The 23,187-nt window shown below is 55.5% G+C and carries 22 protein-coding genes; 10 read left to right on the top strand and 12 right to left on the bottom strand.

Annotated features, from left to right (window positions below; all coding sequences use genetic code 11):
• The first annotated feature begins 37 nt into the window (after positions 1–37).
• Complete coding sequence (locus tag ALP40_RS00175; protein ID WP_122206322.1) at positions 38–1,147, top strand: pentapeptide repeat-containing protein; 1,110 nt, start codon at positions 38–40, stop codon at positions 1,145–1,147.
• A 188-nt stretch (positions 1,148–1,335) separates the two neighbouring features.
• Here the strand turns inward: ALP40_RS00175 and qatD are convergent, their stop codons facing one another.
• The 4 genes from qatD to ALP40_RS00195 are packed head-to-tail and all read right to left on the bottom strand — an operon-like array spanning position 1,336 to position 6,099.
• Positions 1,336–2,076, bottom strand: a complete 741-nt coding sequence (gene qatD, locus ALP40_RS00180; RefSeq protein ID WP_122206323.1) for a Qat anti-phage system TatD family nuclease QatD — start codon at positions 2,074–2,076, stop codon at positions 1,336–1,338.
• Positions 2,076–3,341 carry a Qat anti-phage system QueC-like protein QatC gene (gene qatC, locus ALP40_RS00185; RefSeq protein ID WP_122206324.1) on the bottom strand — a complete coding sequence of 422 codons (1,266 nt, stop codon included), beginning with the start codon at positions 3,339–3,341 and terminating at the stop codon, positions 2,076–2,078. The genes qatD and qatC overlap by 1 nt, the downstream gene beginning before the upstream one ends.
• Entirely contained in the window at positions 3,338–4,189 is an 852-nt protein-coding gene (locus ALP40_RS00190; protein ID WP_122206325.1) for a hypothetical protein, read from the bottom strand. Before ALP40_RS00190 ends, qatC begins: the two co-directional genes overlap by 4 nt.
• Complete coding sequence (locus ALP40_RS00195) at positions 4,189–6,099, bottom strand: P-loop NTPase fold protein (protein ID WP_122206326.1); 1,911 nt, start codon at positions 6,097–6,099, stop codon at positions 4,189–4,191. The genes ALP40_RS00190 and ALP40_RS00195 overlap by 1 nt, the downstream gene beginning before the upstream one ends.
• Before the next feature lie 480 nt (positions 6,100–6,579).
• Between ALP40_RS00195 and ALP40_RS00200 the strand changes: the two genes are divergently transcribed.
• The gene (locus tag ALP40_RS00200) at positions 6,580–9,462 is read left to right on the top strand and encodes a UvrD-helicase domain-containing protein (protein ID WP_122206327.1); all 2,883 of its coding nucleotides are present in this window, start codon (positions 6,580–6,582) and stop codon (positions 9,460–9,462) included.
• A 238-nt stretch (positions 9,463–9,700) separates the two neighbouring features.
• Here the strand turns inward: ALP40_RS00200 and ALP40_RS00205 are convergent, their stop codons facing one another.
• The 3 genes from ALP40_RS00205 to ALP40_RS00215 form a co-directional block, all read right to left on the bottom strand.
• Positions 9,701–10,405 carry a competence protein CoiA gene (locus tag ALP40_RS00205; protein WP_122206328.1) on the bottom strand — a complete coding sequence of 235 codons (705 nt, stop codon included), beginning with the start codon at positions 10,403–10,405 and terminating at the stop codon, positions 9,701–9,703.
• 586 nt (positions 10,406–10,991) lie between these two features.
• The gene (locus ALP40_RS00210) at positions 10,992–11,804 is read right to left on the bottom strand and encodes a hypothetical protein (RefSeq protein ID WP_122206329.1); all 813 of its coding nucleotides are present in this window, start codon (positions 11,802–11,804) and stop codon (positions 10,992–10,994) included.
• A 335-nt stretch (positions 11,805–12,139) separates the two neighbouring features.
• On the bottom strand, positions 12,140–12,556 hold the full coding sequence (locus ALP40_RS00215) for a hypothetical protein (protein ID WP_122206330.1): 417 nt from the start codon (positions 12,554–12,556) through the stop codon (positions 12,140–12,142).
• A gap of 407 nt (positions 12,557–12,963) precedes the next feature.
• Here ALP40_RS00215 and ALP40_RS00220 point away from each other — a divergent pair, with 407 nt between their 5' ends.
• From ALP40_RS00220 to ALP40_RS00255, 8 genes are all read left to right on the top strand, one after another.
• Entirely contained in the window at positions 12,964–13,482 is a 519-nt protein-coding gene (locus ALP40_RS00220; protein WP_122206331.1) for a GNAT family N-acetyltransferase, read from the top strand.
• A 116-nt stretch (positions 13,483–13,598) separates the two neighbouring features.
• A complete protein-coding gene (locus ALP40_RS00225; protein WP_044324018.1) occupies positions 13,599–13,943 on the top strand; it encodes a hypothetical protein in 345 nt (114 codons plus the stop codon).
• 642 nt (positions 13,944–14,585) lie between these two features.
• Positions 14,586–14,978 carry a sulfurtransferase complex subunit TusD gene (tusD, locus tag ALP40_RS00230; RefSeq protein WP_122206332.1) on the top strand — a complete coding sequence of 131 codons (393 nt, stop codon included), beginning with the start codon at positions 14,586–14,588 and terminating at the stop codon, positions 14,976–14,978.
• A gap of 1 nt (position 14,979) precedes the next feature.
• Positions 14,980–15,342: a sulfurtransferase complex subunit TusC gene (tusC, locus tag ALP40_RS00235; protein WP_122206333.1), complete on the top strand. Its 363-nt coding sequence runs from the start codon at positions 14,980–14,982 to the stop codon at positions 15,340–15,342.
• Entirely contained in the window at positions 15,342–15,635 is a 294-nt protein-coding gene (tusB, locus tag ALP40_RS00240) for a sulfurtransferase complex subunit TusB (protein WP_122206334.1), read from the top strand. Before tusC ends, tusB begins: the two co-directional genes overlap by 1 nt.
• Positions 15,632–15,967 (top strand): TusE/DsrC/DsvC family sulfur relay protein, encoded by a 336-nt coding sequence (locus tag ALP40_RS00245; protein WP_122206335.1) that lies wholly within the window; start codon positions 15,632–15,634, stop codon positions 15,965–15,967. The genes tusB and ALP40_RS00245 overlap by 4 nt, the downstream gene beginning before the upstream one ends.
• Positions 15,964–16,965 (top strand): glycosyl transferase family protein, encoded by a 1,002-nt coding sequence (locus ALP40_RS00250; protein ID WP_122206336.1) that lies wholly within the window; start codon positions 15,964–15,966, stop codon positions 16,963–16,965. The genes ALP40_RS00245 and ALP40_RS00250 overlap by 4 nt, the downstream gene beginning before the upstream one ends.
• Before the next feature lie 108 nt (positions 16,966–17,073).
• A complete protein-coding gene (locus tag ALP40_RS00255; RefSeq protein ID WP_122206337.1) occupies positions 17,074–18,072 on the top strand; it encodes a glutathione S-transferase family protein in 999 nt (332 codons plus the stop codon).
• Between the two features lie 45 nt (positions 18,073–18,117).
• On the opposite strand, the gene cysG is transcribed toward ALP40_RS00255, so the two are convergent.
• From cysG to lolA, 5 genes are read right to left on the bottom strand one after another with little or no spacing between them, the layout of a single operon-like run.
• Complete coding sequence (gene cysG / locus ALP40_RS00260; protein WP_122206338.1) at positions 18,118–19,512, bottom strand: siroheme synthase CysG; 1,395 nt, start codon at positions 19,510–19,512, stop codon at positions 18,118–18,120.
• A complete protein-coding gene (gene serS / locus ALP40_RS00265) occupies positions 19,513–20,793 on the bottom strand; it encodes a serine--tRNA ligase (RefSeq protein WP_122206339.1) in 1,281 nt (426 codons plus the stop codon).
• A gap of 16 nt (positions 20,794–20,809) precedes the next feature.
• Positions 20,810–21,184, bottom strand: a complete 375-nt coding sequence (crcB, locus tag ALP40_RS00270) for a fluoride efflux transporter CrcB (protein ID WP_004884696.1) — start codon at positions 21,182–21,184, stop codon at positions 20,810–20,812.
• Positions 21,184–22,506: a replication-associated recombination protein A gene (locus ALP40_RS00275; RefSeq protein ID WP_122206340.1), complete on the bottom strand. Its 1,323-nt coding sequence runs from the start codon at positions 22,504–22,506 to the stop codon at positions 21,184–21,186. The genes crcB and ALP40_RS00275 overlap by 1 nt, the downstream gene beginning before the upstream one ends.
• A gap of 19 nt (positions 22,507–22,525) precedes the next feature.
• Positions 22,526–23,149, bottom strand: a complete 624-nt coding sequence (lolA, locus tag ALP40_RS00280; protein ID WP_122206341.1) for an outer membrane lipoprotein chaperone LolA — start codon at positions 23,147–23,149, stop codon at positions 22,526–22,528.
• Positions 23,150–23,187: the final 38 nt, after the last annotated feature.

Below are 23,187 nucleotides of genomic sequence, written 5' to 3' on the forward strand. Positions count from 1 at the left end.
GCAACTACAACGTTCACACAGAAGTTACATATAACCCATGACCAAAACCTTCAATCCAGAACAATACAAACTCATAACCGAATGCGCACAAAAAGGAGACTTCTCAGAATGGAATGACTACGCCTCGAAAACTAAAGACATTATCGATTTGCGAGAGTCAAACCTAGAGAGCATAAAAATCATTGGCGCCAATTTCAAAAATGCCGATGGTAAGGGTGCGAATTTTTGCGACGCAAAATTAATGAATGCAATGCTAGACGGTGTGGATATGTCTGATTGCGCTTTCTTGAATGCCGACCTGACCGGCATTGAGGCATTCGGATCTATATTTCACGAATCTATATTCGTCAGGGCACAAGTAGCCAACGCCCACTTTAAGCTTTGCAATTTTGACGAAGCCAACTTCCAACAAAGCAATTTAACTGCAGTGAAATTTTCCAACTCAAACTTTCAAGATTGTAGCTTTTACGCGACAGACCTTTCAGGTGCCAAATTCCAGGGCGGTGGCAGAAATCCTTTAGTAGAGGGCGAGTTGAGATTTAATCTATGTGGAACAATATTTAGGGAGGCAAAATTTACAAGCGAAACCTATTTCCACCTTGCGAAAGTTTCAAGAAAAACAGATTTTAGAACGGTAAGCTTTGAAAGCGCCTGTTATTCTGCGGGGCTTCGCCAAACGCTTCAGTACTGTAATCGCAGGCATAACTGGACTGCATGGTATGAAAAACATAGTAGGGCAAAAAGCATCCCAGCCAAGTTATTTTGGATGACATCGGACTATGGGAGATCTCCCAAACAGGTAGCACTATCGTTTCTGATTATATGCTTATTCTACTCACTCCTGTACTGGCTAATACCTGGATCAACATCTGGAGTTGAGAAAAAAGATTTAAATATAATTCAGAGTTTATATTTCTCTATCGTCACGATGACAACTCTTGGATACGGAGACATTTCAGCAAACAAGTTAAGCTGGCTATCTCAGGCACTCGTGGCAACCCATGTGCTATTTGGTTATGTCATACTAGGTGCGCTACTCACCGTACTGTCAAATTTATTCATCTCTGACGGCCCTCCAGAGGGACTGATAGAACATCCAGCTAAAAGCGATTTTCGTATTCGTTTCCAAAGCCCTCGCAGTGAATGAGAGTTCTTTATTTTGGTCATATCAGGTAGTAGCTATTGGCTGACAGCATTCAGTCTCTAACTGTGGTTGGCAGACGCATTGTCTTTCCTCATCAGTCGCACTGTGTCTAGAGTCGGCGTGTGTTCAGTCCAAGGCCTGTAGATTGGTAGGAGGCCACATCTATGAGAAGCGCAAGGGCTCGAACACAGTCAATCGGCCGCGTGTATGAGACCGATCAGCTGTTTAGCGTTGAATTCGAGAGTCATTGCTACCTCCCCCACTGGCACGTCCCATGCCTCAGCCAGCAGCTCAGCCGTCTGGCCTGAGCTCCAAGGCATGACCGTGGCACCATTGACCTGGGCGAACGGCCCGTCGCTTTCAGGAACCACGCGATCACGAGGCAGTTTCTTGGCCAGGGCCTTACCAGATGCCGAGTTAAACGCTGCCGGCCCAATGCTGAACCAGCACCCCATATCCGCGGCAGACTTAAGCTCGGCAGCTGTACCCGTAAACCAATGAAGAACAGCTGTACCAAAACCTGGGTGCTCATCAAGAACAGCCAACACGTCTTTTGCAGCTTGGCGCGAGTGAATGCTCAGCACGCGCCCACCAACGTTGGCGCATTGCGCGACCACGGCAGAAAACACGTTGCGCTGAGCTTCGTAGCTGTGCTGAAAGCGTCTGGAACCATCCAACCCCACTTCTCCGACGGCAGCTGCGTCCTTGATCTGCTCGATCAAAGTATCGAGTTCACCATAGCGCTCATGCACGATTTCCGGATGCAGTCCCGGGGTGATGAGCACATTTGCATGACCGCCAAGCACCTTACTGGTGGCGGAGAATGCACGGGGGCTGGTGGTAACCAGCCAGGTGAACATGTTCCTCTCCACCGCTTGCGCGAAGACCTCCCGTGCATTGGGATAGAGGTCGAGATGGCAGTGAAAATCCATCAAAGCAATCCGTCTCCGGTCAAAAGGGCCTCCAGCTCATGGATGCCATTGGTGAGCACAGATCGATACTGAGGTCGCTCAGGAATAGGAGCAAACGCTAGTGATGCTCCCAAGAACCTGTCGATACCCCTATTTCGCGCCGTAAGTACCGCCAATGCTACAGCCATTGGGTCATCTGGCCCGCTGGATTTGTCGCTGCCTACCAACCTTGGGAAGACGTAGCGGGTTGCATCGGCCCCCGATGTCCAGGCACCAAAAGCAGCCCTGCGAATCATACAAGGCACGCAGCGACCGCAGTGAGTTCGATTGTAAGTACGGAATCGCCCGCAGCTTGTCGTATCGGAGGCCAGCGCTTTTAGGCGTGGCTGATCCAGGCACTCATTCATCATCTGGCCTTTTGTCTTGAACCGGTAGGGTAATTCCAGCTGCACCGAGACGCCAATACCGTCGAGAACCTGCTGTAGTTTGTTGATGAACAGAGGATGAGTCGTGCGAGTACTCAGGCTCGATACTCGCCCAGGAACAAGTGGGGGGTTCACACAGATAAATCCGTTCTCTGGAATGTAGATTGTCGGGCGTGCAGCATCAAGCCGAGACGCCGCTAACACTGCAAAGGCGTAAAACGCCAACGATCGACCACGTGTCGATGGTTCGCGGGGGCCTTTGAAGCTGATCCCGTGGCTCCACTGATAGTGAGCATCGGCACCACCAAGCAGGGTTGCATAGTGGCGTTGGCGCTCAGAATCCTCATGAGCCAGCTGAGAAACAAACAGAGGCTGCCGACCCTGAGCCACGAGATCCAGACCGCCGATTAGGCTGTCGAGGCCACCAGACAACAAGGAAACACAATCTTGATCTTTGGCGGTGAAACGGCCCTGAGGAGGTGGCAGGCCTGCATCCGTGAACATGAGAGTCCAATAGTCCCCCGTCAGAACCTTCAGCAGTTGCTCAAGCTCTTCCTTCCACGGTTCCCATCGCAACGGTTCATGAAGCCCAACACTCAGCTCAATAGTCCGAGTCCAGCCATCAGCACTTGTACTGCGCATCGCACAAAGGTCGGTCGCGCAGACGGCCAAACAGAGCTGAACGAAGTCCCAAGCCGCGGGACTCGGGCGGAACCCTTTGCGCTTCAAGGAGCCGTGCCACCCCTTAGCGATGGTTCCGACACCTTCACGTCTGGCGCCTTTGAAATAGGTGAAGGCCCGCTCCCCTTCGGCAAGTTGAGCGGGGAGACGGGCAACGCTGGTACAAATAACCTTGATCATTCTGCAAATACCTCCAGCGCGGTCTGCAGCACGCCATGCGCAAGGGCCTGGGGATCGATTCTCTGCGCCGCCAGACCTTCCATGATTCGCTGCACCTCTGCGTGAACCCATTGCTTGATGTCGTTACGGAACGCCTGGATTTCGACGGGTGAATACTTGAGCTTTTCGTAGGTCTGGCCCAACTGCAGATCCATCCGATTGCAAACTTCGTTGGCGATCGTGAAACCGATGACCGAGGTGATCTGCTGATCATCAAGCTGAAAAATGTCGACGTTGGGATCCTGCTCGTACAGCTGTGCTAGCGCATCAGCGGCGGCATTTCTCAAAGACTCATCGTCGACACTGCCGGTGCCCGGCATGACTTCCTTGATGAGCTCCAGTGCGAGATCGCTTGCTGAAAGGTTCTGGCCGCGAACCCTCTGAATCCAGTCGACTACTTGAGGATCTGTGCCGTCCCTGACAGCTTCGAGAAACGATCCTAATCGCCCGGCACCTTGAGCAACCCCACGCATGGTATTGCTCGCGCGCCCGGCTCCCCCCATACCCTTTTTGATCATGCTGCTGGCGGCGCCGCGAAGCGCGTCACGACCACCTCCAGACAGGTATTTACCCATCTTTGAACGGGCCGGCATAAACCTGCGATCTGGCGCAATGTCTCGGTCTTGGGCAGGCTCTAAACCGGCCTCACCATTTTCAGGCGCATCCTCGGGAACACCCTCATCATCTGGAGCACCATCTGGCGCTCCTCCATCTGGCGCCGGGCCACCGGCAGCATCGCCCTGATCCAACCATTCAGGATCAAACGGAGAACCCGCCTTACCGCCACCACTTGATGTAGAGGTACCCATTAGACCGCACTCCTTAGTGCTGCAGTGATTGCCCTTTTGGCACGGTCATTCACAGCAGCATCGTCCGCCCAGGATCTCAGGACTTCCGTCGCCCAAGACTGGCCCGCAAGCACAGGCATAATTCCAGGCCCCAACGCATCCAAGGGAGCAAGACTCAAAAGCCCTGCCGCACGCCTTCCGAGTGCTGGATAAACCTTGCAAGGCTCAATCAAGATGATCATCTCGACGGTAGCTTTCCATGTTCGCGATGAAGCTGTGCCCTGCCAAGCCTTCACCATAGCCAGCTCTGCCTGGTCGCCGTCAACGGCGTTAATAGCATTCGTCAGCGCTTCATTGGCGCTGGTAGCTACTTTCAATACATCACGAAGAACACGAGCGTCGGGAGTCATGTTGTCGTCACCAAAGTCGCGCGTCGCGGTGTCTCTACTCAGGTGAAGCAAGGGTCGCAAGTCCATCGTACCGAGCGCCGGCGCCAACTGGAGCCACTCTTTAACAAACGGCTCCTCGAAAGGTTTGGACAATGTTCCGCCTTCACGGGCCAACGTCTCGGCCTGCAGCAACTGCGCTACCTGCCCGTCATTCTCAGAACTGACCATGGACGACAACGTGTCAGCCAGCTCCTCTTTGTAGCGCTCCAACAAATGCCACTTCGCCAATGCCGGAATGTCCAAAGTGATTCCTTGAGGTAACGCTAAGGACTCTCTCAGATACACGGTGTTCAGAAATCGCTTCATGAGCCGCGGATTCGCGCTGATACTGGAGGACTTGAACATCAGCGTTGCCAATCCTTGAGCCAGTTCCATCAGCGCCTGAAGACGGGTATCGGCTCCCACGAGCTCGTTGAGGAACGTGGACGTAATCGTCTCGCCTAGCCAGCTTCGGGCCAGGCGTTGCGGTATATCCAGCTTCGCCTGATCAAACTTGTCTTGTGGAAATGTCCCGGCCCTCGCTTCGCGCTCAAGCAGTAGCAGCACCAAGTAGGCCTTGGCTTCGTTCACGCCGATGCGCGGCACATGCAGAGGCACCTGAATCAACTTGTCAAAGTAGTTGGTGGCGATGTCACTCGTGATGCCGGTACCTTCGAAATGCTTCTTCACTGCACCGTGGATGAATTCGTTGTCAGCAGCGATCACGAAAGCCGTGCGCTTGAGGAACAAAAGCAGCCTAATGGATTCGAGAGTCGAAATTGCCGTCTCCGGCAAACACCGATCCAAGTCGTCGACAAACACCACCAAGGTGATCCCAAGCTCCTCCAAAAGCTTTTCGAGTGCGGTTCTGAAGGCATGGATTTCGTTAGGCAGCGATATCGGCTTCGCCGCGCTCAGAAGACCATCGGCCTTGAGCTCCAGTGACTCCCCTTCTTTCTTGTCTTCCCCTTCAGCCGTATCGCCATCTGAGGTGAATGCATCCCAGAGACCTGAAACCTTCCCAATGGCCTTGCCAATCGCACCGACGGGTACACCCGTGGTAATCGTGATCGCAGCCTCACCCCCGAACTGCGCCAACCGTAGCAGGTTGATGCGCTTCAAGAGGTCGAGGGCTTTCTTCAGCAGCGTTTCATCACCCTTGGCCAGCTTCAGCACTTCATCGCCGACGATCTGCAGCAACGCACTGCGAGCGCTTTCGAAGTCCTGATAGAGCCATGGATTGAAGGTGATAACGACGTACCGGTGGTCGGTAGGCTGGGGCCGGGCACCTGTGGCGGAAGGCGGCGATAAGGAAGCTGAAGCGACCGGGGTTTCGAGGCGGGCGGCGATCATTTTGACCAGAGAGGACTTGCCGGCGCCCCAACCACCTGACACACCTATCGAAATCGGCTCGCCACGACTCTGCCGCAGAAGACTAGCGCAGGCATCAGCCACCACGCCAAAGTTTAGGTAGTCGACCGTTGTCTCGTTGTCATGCCACATGGATTGAAGTCCGTTTCGGTTTTCGTGCGATGGACGCTTCGCCCTGGATGCTGCTGGCAGCAGCCCTTCGGCAAAGGCTAAAAAACGTCCGTGTATTTATCTGGATGCGCCGACTTACGGCCGGTGATAGATCAGGCCTAAAGCAGAACCATCCTCCCGCTGCTCTGCAGCAGAGCAATACATGATCCAATGATTCTAAGTCACCTGATAGCAAAATGCCATATCAGAGACATGCTGGGTTCACACCTTTTCCCGCTTCTTCCACTACCTGTCAACGCAAAAACATGCCTAAAGTATATGCCGTCGCGCCTCCCACCTCCGTTCGTTACCCCGGCGTGCCAGCAATTCAGGAAACGAAAGCTGAGTCACCTTTCGCTTAACCGCGATTAATTGGCCAGGGTACTCCGGCCCTGCCAGATTCCAGCCCCATTGAAAAAGGAAGTGCACCACTACGCTTTCAAAGGCCGGTGCTGATATTAAATGGTTAAAGAACTCACTCCTCCTTGGTGGGCCCGATGGCTCCCGTCAGCTGCTCGCAAACTTGTTATCTCTGGCACGGGTGTCGAAATCCACACCCGCGAAGGTATCCAGAGCTTCGACTGGACGGCAATCAGTCAGCATCCTAAAAGATCGCCGATCTGGTTCCTGCACATGGCATACATCAATACGCCACGTGGCTCCTGGCGCCTTTATTTTCGCACCCAACCACAACAAGATGCCGCGTGGAACGAGCTCGTCCGGGCTTGGTATATTCCCCGCATCATCGAGACCCAGCGCCGACTTAAGTCGTTCGATGATGGCCTGCAGGATTCTCGATACCTGCGAACATCCGTGTGGGAGCCCTACCGTCAGCAAGTATTGTCCTGGGCTACCACCAGACCTCCTGTCCCACCTGAAGGCATTCTCAGGCAGGATCATCGAAACCTGCTGATTAGGATGTTGGAACTTACCAAGAACCCCGATGGCTGGTTGAAAGAATCGCGCGACTCCTACGTCGCCCAAGCCCTGATTGACTATCACGATCTGTTTGAAACCGTAGAAAGCGACCCGTTGACGCCTGAACAACGCAAAGCATGTGTGATTGACGAAGATAATAATCTGATCCTAGCCGGTGCCGGCACAGGCAAGACCAGCACGGTCATTGGTCGAGTCGCATTTCTGGTGGCCAGTGAACAAGCCAAACCAGAAGAGATCTTGCTTCTTGCATACGGCCAAAAAGCGGCCCTGGAGCTACGGGAACGTCTGGAAAGCAAACTCGGGATCAAAGGGGTAACAGCTGAAACCTTCCATCGGCTGGGTCGGTGCATCGTCAAGGCAGCTGACAAAAAGGCAATCGCGATAAGTGACATGGCAGGGGATGAAGATCTCACAGCGAATTTCGTCGACCAGGTCTTCCAAGCCAATCAGCAAGAGCCAGAATACAGAGCGTTGCTGCTGAACTATTTTGAACGGTGGCTGCACCCTGCCCGCAACCCGTTTGATTTCAAAACGCTTGGCGACTACTACCGATTCCTTGAGGACAACCAAATTCGCACCCTCAAAGGCGAAGCAGTCAAAGGGTTCGGCGAATGCGACATCGCAAACTTCCTCTTCAAGAACGGGATCGAGTACCGGTACGAGGCCACCTACTCCACCCCATTACAATCACCCGATCGTGCTGCTTATCGCCCTGACTTCTTCCTGCCGGAGCTTGGGATCTACGTCGAACACTTCGGTATCGATCGCCAAGGCAATACAGCTCCGTACATTGACCGCCAGAAATACCAGGCCGACATGGCGTGGAAACGCAATGTACACGCTCAGGGTGGGACGACTCTCATCGAGACCTTCCACTACGAGAAACAGGAAGGTGCTCTACTTAAGTCGCTAGAACAACGGCTAGTCAAAGCAGGCGTGGTGCTCAACCCACTACCTCCCGAAGCCGTGCTTGAGACCCTACGAGAGTTTGGAGCGATCTCGGATTTTTCAAAGATCTTGGCGCAGATGCTCGGACTGGTGCGAGCTGCGAATTTGTCTGCCCAGCAGCAGGCGGATTTGATAGCCCGATCCGCTAATCCCGGCCAGGTCAGCGCTGCCCTGACACTCCTGGCTCCTATCAAGAGCGCGTACGTGGAAGCGCTTCGAGGCAAAGGAGAAATGGACTTCGATGACATGATCAACATGGCCAACGAATATGTCCTGAACGACCGTTTCGAGAGCCCTTGGAAATTCATCGTCGTCGACGAATTCCAAGACATTGCAAAGTCCCGCGCCGAACTCGTTCAAGCCTTGCGCAAGAGCCGGGGAGATGCCTCACTGTTCTGCGTCGGCGATGACTGGCAGTCCATATTCAGATTCACTGGAAGCGATATCAGCTTCACCGCCGACTTCGAGAAAATCTTCGGCGCAACCCAGTTCAGCAAGCTCAACAAGACCTTCCGCTTCAACAGCAAAATCGGTGAAGTGGCGAGTCGGTTCATCATGCAGAACAGCCGCCAGATCACCAAGGACATCCAGTCCCATACCATCGTAGCCTCACCTACGGTGTCGATAGTGAGAGCCTCCCTGGCTGGCGATGCTGCCATCGACCAAGTCCTGGATCGAACTGCGGCGCGCATCAGCGCAATTGCGAAGCCAGGCTCTACCGTCTACTTGCTGGCGAGGTTCAAATTCCATCTACCTGACCTTGACGCCATCCGTGCGCGTTACTCGAACTTGGTCTTCAAACAGGATTCAATCCACAGCTCCAAAGGCAAGGAAGCGGACTACGTTATCATTCTGGGCCTAGGCAAAGGGAAGTACGGGCTGCCGTCCGAGATTGTTACGCATCCGCTAATCGAGGCCCTGCAGCCTAAAGCTGAAGCCTTCCCTCACGCCGAAGAGAGGCGTTTGTTCTACGTCGCTCTGACCCGCGCCAAGCACAGGGTCTACTTAATCTGCGACATGATGCGATCCTCACCCTTCGTACGTGAGCTGATAGACGGCAAATATCCGCTAGATCTGGAAGAGCTGGCAGCGAGCCCTGAACAGGTTAACGCGATCGCAACCAACTGCCCCGCGTGCAAAGAGGGGTTCCTGGTTAACCGGGTTAACGGGACTACTGGGCAACCCTTCATTGGCTGTTCGAACTTTCTACCGTGCAGGCACATCGAAGACGGGTGCGACGAGTGTAATGCACCGATGACTGTCTCAGGACGCTACCGGGTCTGCGTCTCACCTAAATGCAATGGCTGGCTCGCCGTGTGCCCTGCCAGCGGGGGTCATATGGTATTTCGAAAAAAATTCAACACCTGGGGCTGCTCACACTACCGTGTTGGGGGCCTCAGCTCATGCGGGCATATGGAAAAACACATTGCTCCCCCACCACCAAAACCAAGTAATTAACCAATACGATTCATGCATCTTCCATGGGGTCATGGGTAACGCGAATGGGGTTACAGAGCCAAACAAAGCGATTCGCGTTTATTCCTGTTTCAGCGTGTCATTTAATTTGGAAACCTCAGAAAATGGGGAGCGGCTCATCTTGGGCCAGTTGGGCCTAAGCGGGTTCATAGATTAAGTATTACGCAGAGACACGGGCGACCCTAAAATCTGCATGCTCATAACCGCATATTTTGAAGCTTCAATCAGCGCGTTTCACAGCCCATTGCATGCCGTTCCAATGAAGGTCATCGTTGTAGATGTGAGCGAGTAACTCGAAATGGCTTAGCTGCAGTCCTGGTGTTATCACATTGGGATCTTGCTCGGGTACTAGCATGCCAAAATAGAACATGGGCCAGTTATTGATCATGTGGCCTTGTGGAGGGAGTTTTCTATCGAACTCCTCCTTCCAGCGCTTCGTCATAATTGACTTGCCCAAGGTTCGCCCAACCTCATGGCGTACCAGCCAATAGCATTCGACCCCCGACCTGGCATAGCGTTCTTGCCGGCGGACGAAGTCCCTAAGGTGCTGATATGAACGCTGGAGTTCGATCGCAACCTTGCGCTCACCCATCTCCACGTACACGTCGGCCCGCCATCGATCCTTCCCTGCCCCACCTGATACCTCACTGCGGGGGTTGAGCCCGAATAGCTTGAGTGCTCCGAACACCAAGTCTTTGGCTTCTATGTGCCAGACCGTCTCCGGCGCCGTAGCGCATTCGTCCGAGTAATGCGCAAAAAACTGAACGCCGTTCATGCTGGTCTTCAGCACCGCGCGCGAAGCGCAGCAGGGCATCTTGAATGCATGAGGGTCTTGGAGTGACTGGGCCTTGAGGGCGTCCCAATGCTCACGAGTGTATCGGCCAGCATAGACGGGTTGTTCGTCCCTAGTGAAGGCTTCAGGCATTACGCTCATTGGGTCACCGAAAGTCATGTCTGGAAAGTGCAGTGCGAAGTCAGGGTAGAACTCAACTCATGATGCCCGAGGGACGGCGTAAAACTAAGATGGCGCTTTAGGTTTGTTGAGCTTTTCAATGATCAGGTCGAGAAAATCGCGTTCATCGCCATAGTCGGACGCATTAGGGTCGTAGATTGCAGAGCGTCTTGTGTCTTCCTCCCACTCGCCATACCAGCGTCGGGCTCGCCAACGTAGACCGGTGGACGACCAGGAAATTGGTCACCGGTGATGTCGATGATCAGTCCATCAAGCTCAAGCCAGGCGTGTGAAGCATCGTCTTTCGTCGAGCAGACATAGTGAAAGTCCCCAATGCCCAGTTCAAATAATTACCCATAAGCTCCGAGACGATTTCGCAGCACCCGCGTGGGAAGCCTAGGATATTAGAGGGAACACTCTTATCGACCACCACCTGTTCAACAGCTACCCTGAAACGGCTCACCAGTGCTTTTCTAGGGGAAAATCTGCCGAGTCACGACGATCTATCTAAGTAGAGGTACCCATTTAGATAGATGGAAATTAACCCACATGAATCGAGCTACGGCGAAAGCTTAGGCGTGCGCTGCCATTGAGGGTTAATCACTAACAGCTCAGAGTCGAGGACTGTCCGGGATATCAGCGACAGGGTCACAAGCGAAGGCCGGGCTCGGATCACCTTGCTGAGTTCCTCGGTATCAATCTCTGACGGTCGAGAACCGCTGTCTTGACTACGACGTGACTTGGCTACCTTCACAGCCTCGACAATCTGATCGCCCAACTTGATTACCCCACCGGCTTCCAGCGATTGCGGCTTAGGCTTGTTCAACTGGCCTTGAAGGAATCGGCTCAGGGTTTGGAACTTTGCCGGAACGGGATCTTCAGAGCAGCGATGAACCAAGCCTGCTCTGTTGAATACCATATAGTGATCCTTCTCATCCGGAAGCGGCCCAATGTCGGAGGGGAGAAAGGCGGCAGAGTTATCCAGGACTCCGTCATGCAGGAAATAGCTGTTCAGCTCTGCAGACTCATCGAACATAGGGGCTGTGTAGACCACGAGGTTTCCTTTGCTTTCTAGATCAAGAAGCAGGTTGTGCTGATCCGAGCGCTGGAGCGAATGCAGATGCCACCGGTAGTAAGGCCCACCCATCAGGTCGTATTCTTTGCAATTGCTTCGCACCATGCGATGGCTCAGCTTGAACTGCAAGAAAACCGGGCTGCCCCCAACGATCTTGACGTCATACCCTCCGCCTGCCTGACCTTCAGCATACAGCGTGGGAAACTGGGGGGCAGCCGCGATAGACGTCCCCAGCAACTTCACCACTTCGTTTGTCACCGCGTAGCCGTACGAGAACTCAGAAATACTGGGCGTCATTGATGATCCTTATCGTGAGTTGGACAGTCCGGTTTGCATCTTGCATCTAGGAGAACGCGCGTAGATCTAAACTGGGGTACTGCGCGGACATTTCGAATCGAACCACAACTCGAATCGTTATGCGAGCGAAGTCAGTCCATTTCCCGGGACACGAGCACCATGGCGCTGGAGCGGTGATCAATGCCAAGCGGAGCGCGGAGGCGTAAGGATAGACGCCCGTAGGGCCCTGTCCAGAAAGGAAACGCCCATTTTCTGGAAGCTTTCAATGCCTGTTGGCTAAAGACCTATCGCATATGAAGATGAATTCAGTCACACAACTCAATGGTGGCGTTTGATTACAAGGTTATCAAAACATAAGGATCTTTCCCCCACCCCTCCTTGCAGAAATCCAAATTTGGCCAGTAGTTTTGATAACGGTTGTAATCGACGACAGTGCTTGACGCTCGCGCTTGTTCGCTCACCGCATACCACGAGAAACGCATCCGCTCTTCCCAGCTTTCAGCATGAAGCAGCACCCGAATCTCATCTTCTTGAAAGCCCTTACGGCGCATAGCGCTCTGAAAATACTCCACGGCCGGTTTCACAAAATCCGGGCTGGTGCGTATGGCACTACTCAACCGCATATAGATGAGTCCGATATCCTGATAGTCGCTAAAATGGCAACTCTCTTCTTTCTTGAGCTCATGCCGAAAGCGAAGGGCCTTATCGGAATCCATATCAACATACATGGTGAAATTAGCGTAATCGGACATTTTCAATGCTCTTCTTGTTTTTATTGATTATGTGGATGGAGCAAGAGAGTGAGCAACCCTTCGCTCACCAAGTTAGATATCTACATACCAATGGGACGCGAATGCTGGGGGGCACACGAAGCGTTCGTCGCTAACGTGAAAAGCTTGAAAACTCCACGTAAATGGCCCCCAAGGCATGTTCAGTTATCAGATTTGGTCAATTGAAGCTTAGCATGAGGACAGCCATCAGAATCTGCGTAACTAAATCGCTTGCCACTTATGCGGTAGCAAATTATCGATCTCACGCGCCTGCCGACGCAGAAAGCGAGTGAAATTGAGGAACTACTTCCGCATAAGTGGCATACGGTGTAGTAACGGACGGGGTGATACCCTGAGGCAAAACGTCGAGAGTCTGAAAAGGAGCACCTATGATTCGGAAAGCATTACCATCGGACGCGAAAGCTATTGCGCAAGTCCATATCAGCAGTTGGCAAGACGCATATCGTGACTTGATGCCTGCTGAATATTTGCTGTCATTGGGCGCTTCGCTGCCACAGCGGGAATCCTATTGGATTCGCTCGATTGAGTCGGGTGAATCGAACGTATTCGTCGCTGAGCTGAACAACGAGCTGGTCGGCTGGATATCTGTCGGGGTATGCCGAGATGAGGATATAGCCGCAGAAAATTTAGCTGAGGTCATGGCTCTCTACGTTCTTGCTGAACACTGGAAAACTGGAGTCGGCTTTGCTTTGTGGCAGGCCGGGTTGCAGCATTTAATAAAGCAAGGTTATCAGCGTTTAACCCTTTGGGTCTTGACCAAAAATGAGCGAGCTATCCGATTTTATCGCAGCGTAGGATGTATTGAAGAAACGGGGAGTGAGCGCAATCTCGAAAGGGGGGGCGCAGCACTTGTAGAGGCGAGGTATCGACTGCCCCTGATCCTCTGAGGTCGCGCAGGTGGGATTCCCGGACGGACACCTTTGATTGGATGCTCAGCAGCTCTGAACGGCATTTGGATGCAAAAGAATGGAGGCGCCGATGAGGCTTACTTGGAAACTGCTGAGTGAACATCAGCCAATTGAGGCTCGGAACCTCAACCATTCCACTTCTGAAAAATGGTGGCCAAATCGAACCAGTAAAATTGGTTCACCACGTGCAGACCCAGTTTGAAGACATCCTGTTTTCGGCCAAGAAAGCCGCCGAGGAAGCGATGCCAGAGCGAGAGGTATCTCCCATCGCAGACTACAAGTTCCTTCAGCAAGCAGAGCTATCGATCTCACGCTACGAGGACTCCGTCGGCATCCAGGCTGCAGATATTCTTACCGGGTTTTTCGTGCGCTACCCCCAAGACCGAATTGTATACAATGTGGAACCGGCCACTCTCTGCTTTTCTGCGACAGGCTCGTAATCAACGCATCCCGCAGAGTCGAGAGACTCATGGAGTGCTCGACTTCTGAATGCAAAGTCTCCTCTCAACAAAGAACGTCACCCACAGCCAAATACCTCAACGTCTTGATCCGAACCATCGAGTTCTTAACTATTTTTTGGTGTCATTCAAAAGCATGGTGGCAATATTCCGAACTTCATTTCTGGCCCCCCTGCCCGCGCGGGGTGAAAGTCTCAGTTGAGTTAAGGATCGCGGCGACAAGCCTTTGATCCCCAAACGTCAGTTTGGAAGATGGCCGACTTGTTAAGAATGCAACCAGCTGCATGCTTTTAAGATAAAGTTACTTGGCTGAAAGCCCCTGTTTTGCTAAGCTCTATCCGTCGATCAATTGCAAGTGAATTGCCTGAAAATGAAGAGATATAGGGGCTACCTTGTATAAGGGTTCGAATCTCTATGCCTCCGCCATATTAAGTAGCGCAAAGCCCTGATTATTCAGGGCTTTGTCGTTTCTGGGGTTTGGCGAGAGCGACCCCACGGCGTTCGTTGACGCAGGGACTGGCAGACGCTTTCCTCGCCACGCAGGCGATACCAGTCCGCTGGCAAACTCACACGAACGCCCTCGAATTCTTTATCATTGCGCATGTTTTACTGGCAGAGCCGATAATGAAATTCGCCATCTCCCTGTTTTCTGCGGGCCATGCGCCCTCTTCCCGGCGTGCGCTGCTGTTTGCACAGGCTGTGCTGGCGGGCGGGCATGAGATTGTCCGGCTGTTCTTCTATCAGGATGGCGTACACAGCGCTTCGGCCAACGCCGTGACACCTCAGGACGAGCAGGATCTGCCACGCCAGTGGCGCGAGTTCATCGTCGAGCATCGGCTCGATGGTGTGGTGTGCATCGCCGCAGCCCTGCGCCGTGGCGTGTTGAATGATGAAGAGGCGCAGCGCTACGAGCGGCCTGCCGCCAATCTGCTGGCCCCTTGGGATTTGTCCGGGCTGGGGCAGTTGCACGATGCCGTGCAGTCGGCCGATCGACTGATCTGTTTCGGAGGGCCATAAGATGCCCAGGTCACTGCTGATTGTCAGCCGTCAGTCGCCCTGGTCAGGGCCTGGCGCTCGCGAGGCCCTGGACATCGTGCTAGCGGGAGGCGCGTTCGATTTGCCCATCGGCCTGCTGTTTCTCGATGACGGTGTGCTGCAACTGCTGCCACGACAGGCTGCGGCCGCCGTGCAACAGAAAGACCTGACAGCCAATCTCAAAGCGCTGTCGATGTTTGGCGTCGACGACCTGTTCGCCTGCGCACAGAGCCTCGCTGAACGCGGGGTTCAAGCTCATGACCTGAATGAAGACATCCTTGTGCTCTCAGGCAGGACCGAGCTGTCGGCGCTGTTCGAGCGCTATGACCAGGTGATAACGATCTGATGAGTACTTTGCACGTTCTTTCACACTCCCCCTTCACCGACAGCCGGCTCGACAGCTGCCTGCGTCTGCTCGGCGATGACGACGGCATTCTGCTCTGCGGCGATGCCACCTACGCCTTGATGCCGACCAGCGCAGTGCTGGCCAGACTGCAGGCGAGCACTGAATCGTTGTATGCGCTGGATGAAGACCTTCTGGCACGAAACATCGTATTGCCGACCGGCGCGGTCAGCGTGGATTACGCAGGCTTCGTCGCGCTGTCGATCCGTTTTGACAAAGTGAACACCTGGCTATGAAGCAGTTGATCGTCGCCGAGCGCACCTTGGAACTCGACAAGGAAGGGTTCCTCAAGGATTTGAACGACTGGTCCCTGGAAGTCGCTCACGCGCTGGCTGCCGAAGAAGGCTTGCCGCTGACTGCCGAGCACGTCGAAATTCTTCAGTTGTTGCGCGCATTCTACTCAGAATTTCAGCTGTCTCCCGCGACCCGCCCATTGATCAAGTACACCGCCTTGAAGCTGGGCGTCGAGAAAGGCAACAGCATGCACCTTAACCGCCTGTTCAACGGCACCCCCGCCAAACTTGCCGCCAAGCTGGCGGGCCTGCCGAAGCCGACCAATTGCATATGAACGAACTTACCCCGCTTGTCACCGAAACACCCGCCGAGCATCCCTTCGCTCCGTTCGTCCGCATTCTGGGCAAAGGCAAGCGCGGCGCACGCAATCTCACGCGCGAAGAAGCCCGCGAGGCAATGGGCATGGTGCTCGACGAGAAGGTCGAAGACACCCAGCTCGGCGCGTTCCTGATGCTGTTGCGTCATAAGGAAGAAAGCCCGGACGAGCTGGCCGGTTTCACCGAGGCCGTGCGGGAGCGCTTGAATGCCCCGCCGATTCAGATCGACATCGACTGGCCGACCTACGCGGGCAAGAAGCGCCATCTGCCGTGGTATCTGCTGGCCGCCAAGTGCCTGGCCCAGAACGGCATCAAGATCCTGATGCATGGCGGCGGCGCACATACTGCCGGGCGGCTCTACACTGAGCAGTTGCTCGGCGTGCTGAATATTCCGCTGTGCCGCAACTGGTCATCCGTCGAAACGGCAATGGCGCACGATAATCTGGCGTTCATCCCGTTGGCCGACTGGGCACCGCAGTTGCAGCGCATGATCGACCTGCGCAACACCCTTGGCTTGCGCTCGCCGATCCATTCGCTGGCGCGGATTCTCAATCCGTTGCACGCACGCTGCGGGCTGCAAAGCATCTTCCACCCCGGCTACCAGGGCGTACACCGCGACGCCAGTAGCCTGCTGGGCGACAACGCTATCGTGGTCAAGGGCGACGGCGGCGAAATCGAGATCAATCCGGACACTATCAGCCACTTGTACGGCACCACCGGCGGACAGCCGTGGGATGAGGAGTGGCCTGCCCTCTCGCCTCGTCGACACGTCAAACCGGCCACCCTTGAACCGCAGCAATTGGTTGGATTGTGGCGTGGTGAGATTGAAGACAGCTACCCGCAACTGGCATTGATATCGACTATCGCGCTCGCGTTGCGCGGCTTGGGGAGTGCGCGTGATGAAGCGTTTGCGCAGGCCGAGGTATTCTGGGCGCGTCGCGACAAAAACCTTTAACCGATCGGTTCATTCGATGCTTATAGGTCACTATTTGCGCTTTTCGGACGAACCGATGCCACTAGACTGATCTCCAAACGGTACTTAATCGGAAACGGGGATTCAGACATGGGCCTTCTGGTCGAAGGACGCTGGCAAGACCAGTGGTACGAGAGCAGCAAAGACGGAGCATTCCAGCGCGAGAATGCCCAGCGGCGCAGCTGGGTGACCGCTGATGGCAAGCCTGGGCCTTCTGGTGAAGGCGGTTTCGCCGCCGAGGCAGACCGCTACCATTTGTACGTTTCACTGGCCTGCCCTTGGGCGCATCGCACGCTGATCCTGCGCAAGCTCAAGGGACTGGAGAGCCTGATCGATGTGTCAGTCGTCAGTTGGCTGATGCTGGAAAACGGCTGGACCTTCGACCGGGAAAAAGGCTCCAGTGGCGATGCGCTCGACAACCTGACGTTTTTGCATCAGCGCTACACCGCTGATGATCCTCATTACACAGGGCGGGTCACGGTGCCGGTTTTGTGGGACAAGCAGCAACAGCGAATCGTCAGCAATGAGTCAGCGGAGATCATCCGCATGTTTAACTCGGCGTTTGACGAGTTGACGGGCAATGGACTGGACTTTTACCCGTCAGCGCTGCGGCCGACCATTGATGAACTCAATGAGCGCATTTATCCCGCCGTCAACAACGGCGTGTATCGCGCAGGCTTTGCCACCTCGCAGAATGCCTATGAAGAAGCCTTCGACGACGTGTTCGCCGAACTGGACGAGCTGGAGAAGCTACTGGGCGAGAAGCGCTATCTGGCGGGCGAACACCTCACCGAAGCCGACGTGCGACTGTTCACTACCATCGTGCGCTTTGATGCGGTGTATTACAGCCACTTCAAGTGCAACCAGCGGCGTATCACGGATTACCCGAACCTCAGCAACTGGCTGCGCGAGCTTTATCAATGGCCGGGTATCGCCGAGACGGTGAATTTCGAGCACATCAAACGCCACTATTATGCGAGCCATCGCACCATCAACCCTACCGCAATCATCCCCAAGGGTCCGGCATTGAATCTTGAGGCCAGCCACGACCGTGAACGGCTGTCCGGCATGGGCGTCTGGAAAAAGTGAATGAGTGAAGATGGATAGCCCGAGCGGGCTATCCATTAGCCAGCATCAGACAGTGGCCTGATTACCCTCGAACCAGGCCAGCTTTTCTCGTAGCTGAACCACTTCACCAATGATGACCAAGGTAGGCGCATGCACCTCATGCTCGGCGACCAGTTGCGGCAGGTTGGCCAGCGTGCCCGTGAACACCCGCTGATGGGTCGTGGTGCCCTGTTGAACCAGCGCCGCTGGCGTGTCCGCAGAACGACCATGTCTGATCAGTTCCTGGCAGATCACTGGCAAACCGATCAATCCCATGTAGAACACCAGCGTCTGCGCTGGAGCCACCAGATCTGACCACGGCAAGTCCGAGCTGCCATCCTTCAGGTGACCCGTAATGAACCGCACCGATTGGGCATGATCTCGATGAGTCAGCGGAATGCCGGCGTAGGCTGCACAGCCGCTGGCGGCGGTGATGCCAGGCACCACCTGAAACGGAATTCCGTGCGCCGCCAACTCTTCGATTTCCTCGCCGCCTCGGCCGAAGATGAACGGATCACCGCCTTTAAGGCGAACCACCCGCTTGCCTTGCTTGGCAAGGTCCACCAATTGCTTGTTGATCTGATCCTGCGGCACGGCATGTTCGGAACGACGCTTTCCGACATAAACCCGCTCGGCATCGCGGCGGCACAGATCGAGGATGGTGGGCGCTACCAGGCGGTCGTACAGCACCACATCCGCTTGCTGCATCAGGCGCAACGCCTTGAACGTGAGCAAATCAGGATCACCGGGGCCTGCGCCCACCAGATAGACCTCGCCGGTTTGCGCCGGCGGCTCGCCCGCAATCTTGGCGATCAACAGGCGCTCTGCTTCGGCACCCTGCCCGGCCAGTTGACGATCGGCAATGGCTCCTTGGAAAACTTCTTCCCAGAACGCACGGCGCTGCTGCACGTTTGGAAGCAGCCCTTTGACCTGATGACGAAAGCGCGCCGCCAATCCGGCAAGCTGCCCATAAGTCGAAGGAATCCAGGTTTCCAGCTTGGCGCGAATCAGTCGCGCCAGCACGGGAGCATCACCGCCACTTGAAACGGCAATCACCAGCGGTGACCGGTCGACGATGGCTGGAAAAATGACCGTGCACAACGCAGGCGCATCCACCACATTGACCGGAACACAGCGCAGCCGGGCATCGTGGGATACCTGGGCATTAAGCGGCTCGTCATCAGTGGCAGCGATGATCAGCACGCAGCCGTCCAGATCATCTTCGTGATAGCCACGCAGAATCATCTCGCCGCCGCTCTGGACGACCAACTCGCCCAACTGAGTTTCGATCTCTGGCGCGACCACCCTGATGATGGCCCCTGCTTCGAAGATCAACCGGGATTTGCGCAAGGCAATTTCACCGCCGCCGACCACCAGCACTCGGCTGCCACGCAGATTATGGAACAGCGGCAGGAATTCCATTTAACCGATGACCTCAAGACCGCCCATGTAGGGCTTGAGAACGTCCGGTACACGGATCGAACCGTCCGCCTGCTGATAGTTTTCAAGAACCGCTACCAACGTACGACCTACCGCCAGCCCGGAACCGTTCAGCGTGTGGACGAGTTCCGGCTTGCCGGTTTCAGGGTTGCGCCAGCGGGCTTGCATACGGCGCGCCTGGAAATCACCACAGTTGGAACACGACGAGATTTCGCGGTACTTGTCCTGACTCGGAATCCAGACTTCAAGGTCGTACGTCTTCACGGCGCTGAAACCCATATCGCCGGTGCACAGCGCCAGCTTGCGATACGGCAGCCCCAGAAGCTGCAGAACGCGCTCGGCGTTGCCGGTCAACGACTCAAGCGCCGCCATTGACTCGTCCGGCGCGACAATCTGTACCATTTCGACCTTGTCGAACTGATGCTGACGAATCATGCCGCGCGTGTCGCGCCCCGACGCGCCTGCTTCGCTGCGGAAGCAAGGCGTGTGAGCAACAAACTTCATGGGCAGCTGTTTGGCGTCCAGAATCTCGCCCGACACGATGTTGGTCAGCGACACTTCCGCCGTCGGGATCAGGTACAGGTCAGCTTCGCCGTCGCGGGAAATCTTGAACAGGTCTTCTTCGAACTTCGGCAACTGACCCGTACCCTGCAACGCAGGCGCCTGAACCAGATAAGGCGTATAAGCCTCTTCATAGCCATGCTCGTTGATGTGCAGGTTGATCATGAACTGCGCCAGCGCACGATGCAGACGGGCAATCGGGCCGCGCAACAGGGCAAAGCGCGCACCGGAAAGCTTGGCGGCAGTTTCAAAGTCCAGCCAGCCGTATTGCTCGCCCAGCGCAACGTGATCCTTGACTTCGAAATCGAAGCGGGTCGGCGTGCCCCAACTGCTGACTTCAACGTTGCCGTCCTCGTCAGCGCCAACCGGCACGGACTCGTGCGGCAGGTTCGGAATGTTCAGCACCAATGCATCCAGCTCGGCCTGGATGCCGTCCAGCTCCACCTTGCCTTCGCTCAGCTCGGTGCCCATGCGCTCGACATCCGCCATTAAAGGCGCGATGTCTTCGCCGCGCTGCTTGGCCTGACCGATGGACTTGGAACGGGCGTTACGCTCGGCCTGCAGCTGTTCGGTGCGGGTCTGCACAACCTTGCGCTGGGCTTCCAGCGCTTCAATACGGGCGACGTCCAGTGTAAAGCCACGGGAAGCCAGGCGATCCGCTACGTCCTGAAGTTGAGTACGTAACAGTTTGGAATCGAGCATATCGTTCTCTCGTCTATCAAAGTCTGGTCAGGGACAGGCCAACCCAGGTTGCGAGCAGCCCGCCGAACACGCTGATACCGGCATAGCCCAGGGCCAGTGGCAGTTGCCCGCTTTCCAGCAGGCGCAGCGTATCCAGTGAAAAGGATGAAAAGGTCGTCAGACCCCCTACAAAACCGACGATCAGGCCGGCACGAATCTCGATGGGCACTTCAGGACGCAGCAGAAACAGCCCGTAAAGAATGCCGATGATCAGGCAGCCGACGATGTTTACCGCCAGCGTCGCCGTATAGAAATACCGCGGCCAATGGGCACTGACCCATGTACCGGCCGCGAAGCGCAATAATGTACCAGCGATACCGGCGATCGACACCGCAAGAATGGTCTGAATCACTACTTTCTCCGCTTGCGGGGGCTGGCGTCATCCAGCGCGTTCAAGTGCCTGAGCTTTTCGCCGATCTTGAGTTCGAGGCCGCGAGGCACCGGCTGATAATACTGGCGCGGCTCCAACTCGTCAGGGAAGTAATCTTCACCTGCGGCGTACGCGTCCGGCTCGTCATGCGCATATCGGTATTCTTCACCATAACCCAGCTGTTTCATGAGCTTGGTTGGCGCGTTGCGCAGGTGCAGCGGGACTTCGAGCGAGCCGTGTTCGGACGCTTCGCGCATGGCGCTTTTAAACGCCATATACACCGCATTGCTTTTCGGTGCGCAGGCCAGATAGACAATCGCCTGAGCGACCGCCAACTCCCCTTCGGGGCTGCCCAGGCGTTCCTGCACATCCCAGGCCGACATGCAAAGTGGCAAGGCCCGTGGGTCAGCGTTGCCAATGTCTTCGCTCGCCATGCGCACCACGCGGCGCGCCAGGTACAACGGGTCACACCCGCCGTCGATCATGCGGGCGAACCAGTACAGCGCCGCATCCGGATTGGAGCCACGAATCGACTTGTGCAACGCCGAAATCTGGTCATAGAACGCTTCGCCGCCCTTATCGAAACGACGCCGACTGTCACCCAGCAGACTCTGCAACAGTTCAGTGCCTATCTCGCTGCCGTCTTCGGCCAGGTCGGAGGCATTTTCCAAAAGGTTGAGCATGCGCCGACCATCGCCATCGGCGGCGGCCATGAGAATGGCGAAGCCTTCATCGTTCAACGTCAGGTGGCGCTGGCCCAGCCCGCGATCTTCAGTTAGCGCGCGGTGCACCAGCTTGCGCAGTGCCGCTTCGTCCAGGCTTTTGAGCACATAGACTCGGGCTCGGGACAGCAGCGCGTTGTTCAGTTCAAACGAGGGATTCTCGGTGGTGGCACCAATGAAAATCAGCGTGCCGTCTTCAACATAAGGCAGAAACGCATCCTGCTGCGATTTGTTGAAGCGATGCACTTCGTCAACGAACAGAATGGTACGCCGACCGTACTGGCCAGCCTGCTGCTTGGCCACCTCGACAGCCTGGCGAATTTCCTTCACACCGGCCAGCACGGCGGAAACCGTTTCGAAGTGCGCATCCGATACCTTGGCCAGCAGCCGGGCCAGCGTGGTCTTACCCACGCCCGGCGGCCCCCAGAAAATCATGGAGTGCAACGCGCCCTGCTCCAGCGCCTCGCGCAAAGGCTTGCCATGAGCCAGCACGTGCTCCTGACCGACATACTCGTCCAGATTGGTCGCACGCAGACGTGCGGCCAGTGGCTGAGCGATGGGTTCGCGGCTAAACAGGTCCATGGTTCGGAATCAGGCCTTTTTACTCTTGAATGACATCAGCACCCTTGGGAATCTGGAACTGAAACTTGCTGGCCGGAATCGGCTCGTTGGCCTTCACGCCAGTGAACAGGATGTTGGTGCGCTGCCCCACGCTGTCGATCAACTGCATGTCATTGATGATGCCGTTACGGAACGACAGGCGCAGGCTGTCGAATAGCGTGTCCTTGGTCTTGGGCTTGAGCACGAAGTCGATGACACCGCCCGCTTCCTTGGTGGTGATATCGAAGCTCTCGCTGATCTTGGACACATCGCCCGATAGCAGCAATGCCGGAGTCTGGGTTAGACGTTGATCGAGGGTCTTGATGGTCACCTGCTCAAGATCCGGGTCCCAGAGCGATACCTTTTTACCGTCCGACACCATCAGTTGTTCCTGGGGCGCATCGGTGTGCCAGTTGAACAGGCCTGGACGCTGTAAGGCCATTTCGCCCGAGGTTTCTTGCAACTGGGTGCCACTGCCGTCCAGCGTCAGTTGCGAGAAGCGCGCACTCAGCGTGCGGGAGTTCTCCAGCAACTGGGTCAGGCGTGTCACGTCCTTGCTGTCTGCATGGGCGGGAATTACGGAGAAGGTCAGTGCGGTTGCCAACAGCATGCGGATAAGACGCATGGAATTCCTCTTTGCAGTCATTGGGATGTAGCGACAGC

The sequence above is a fragment of the Pseudomonas viridiflava genome (assembly GCF_003702045.1).
Lineage (GTDB): Bacteria > Pseudomonadota > Gammaproteobacteria > Pseudomonadales > Pseudomonadaceae > Aquipseudomonas > Aquipseudomonas viridiflava_C.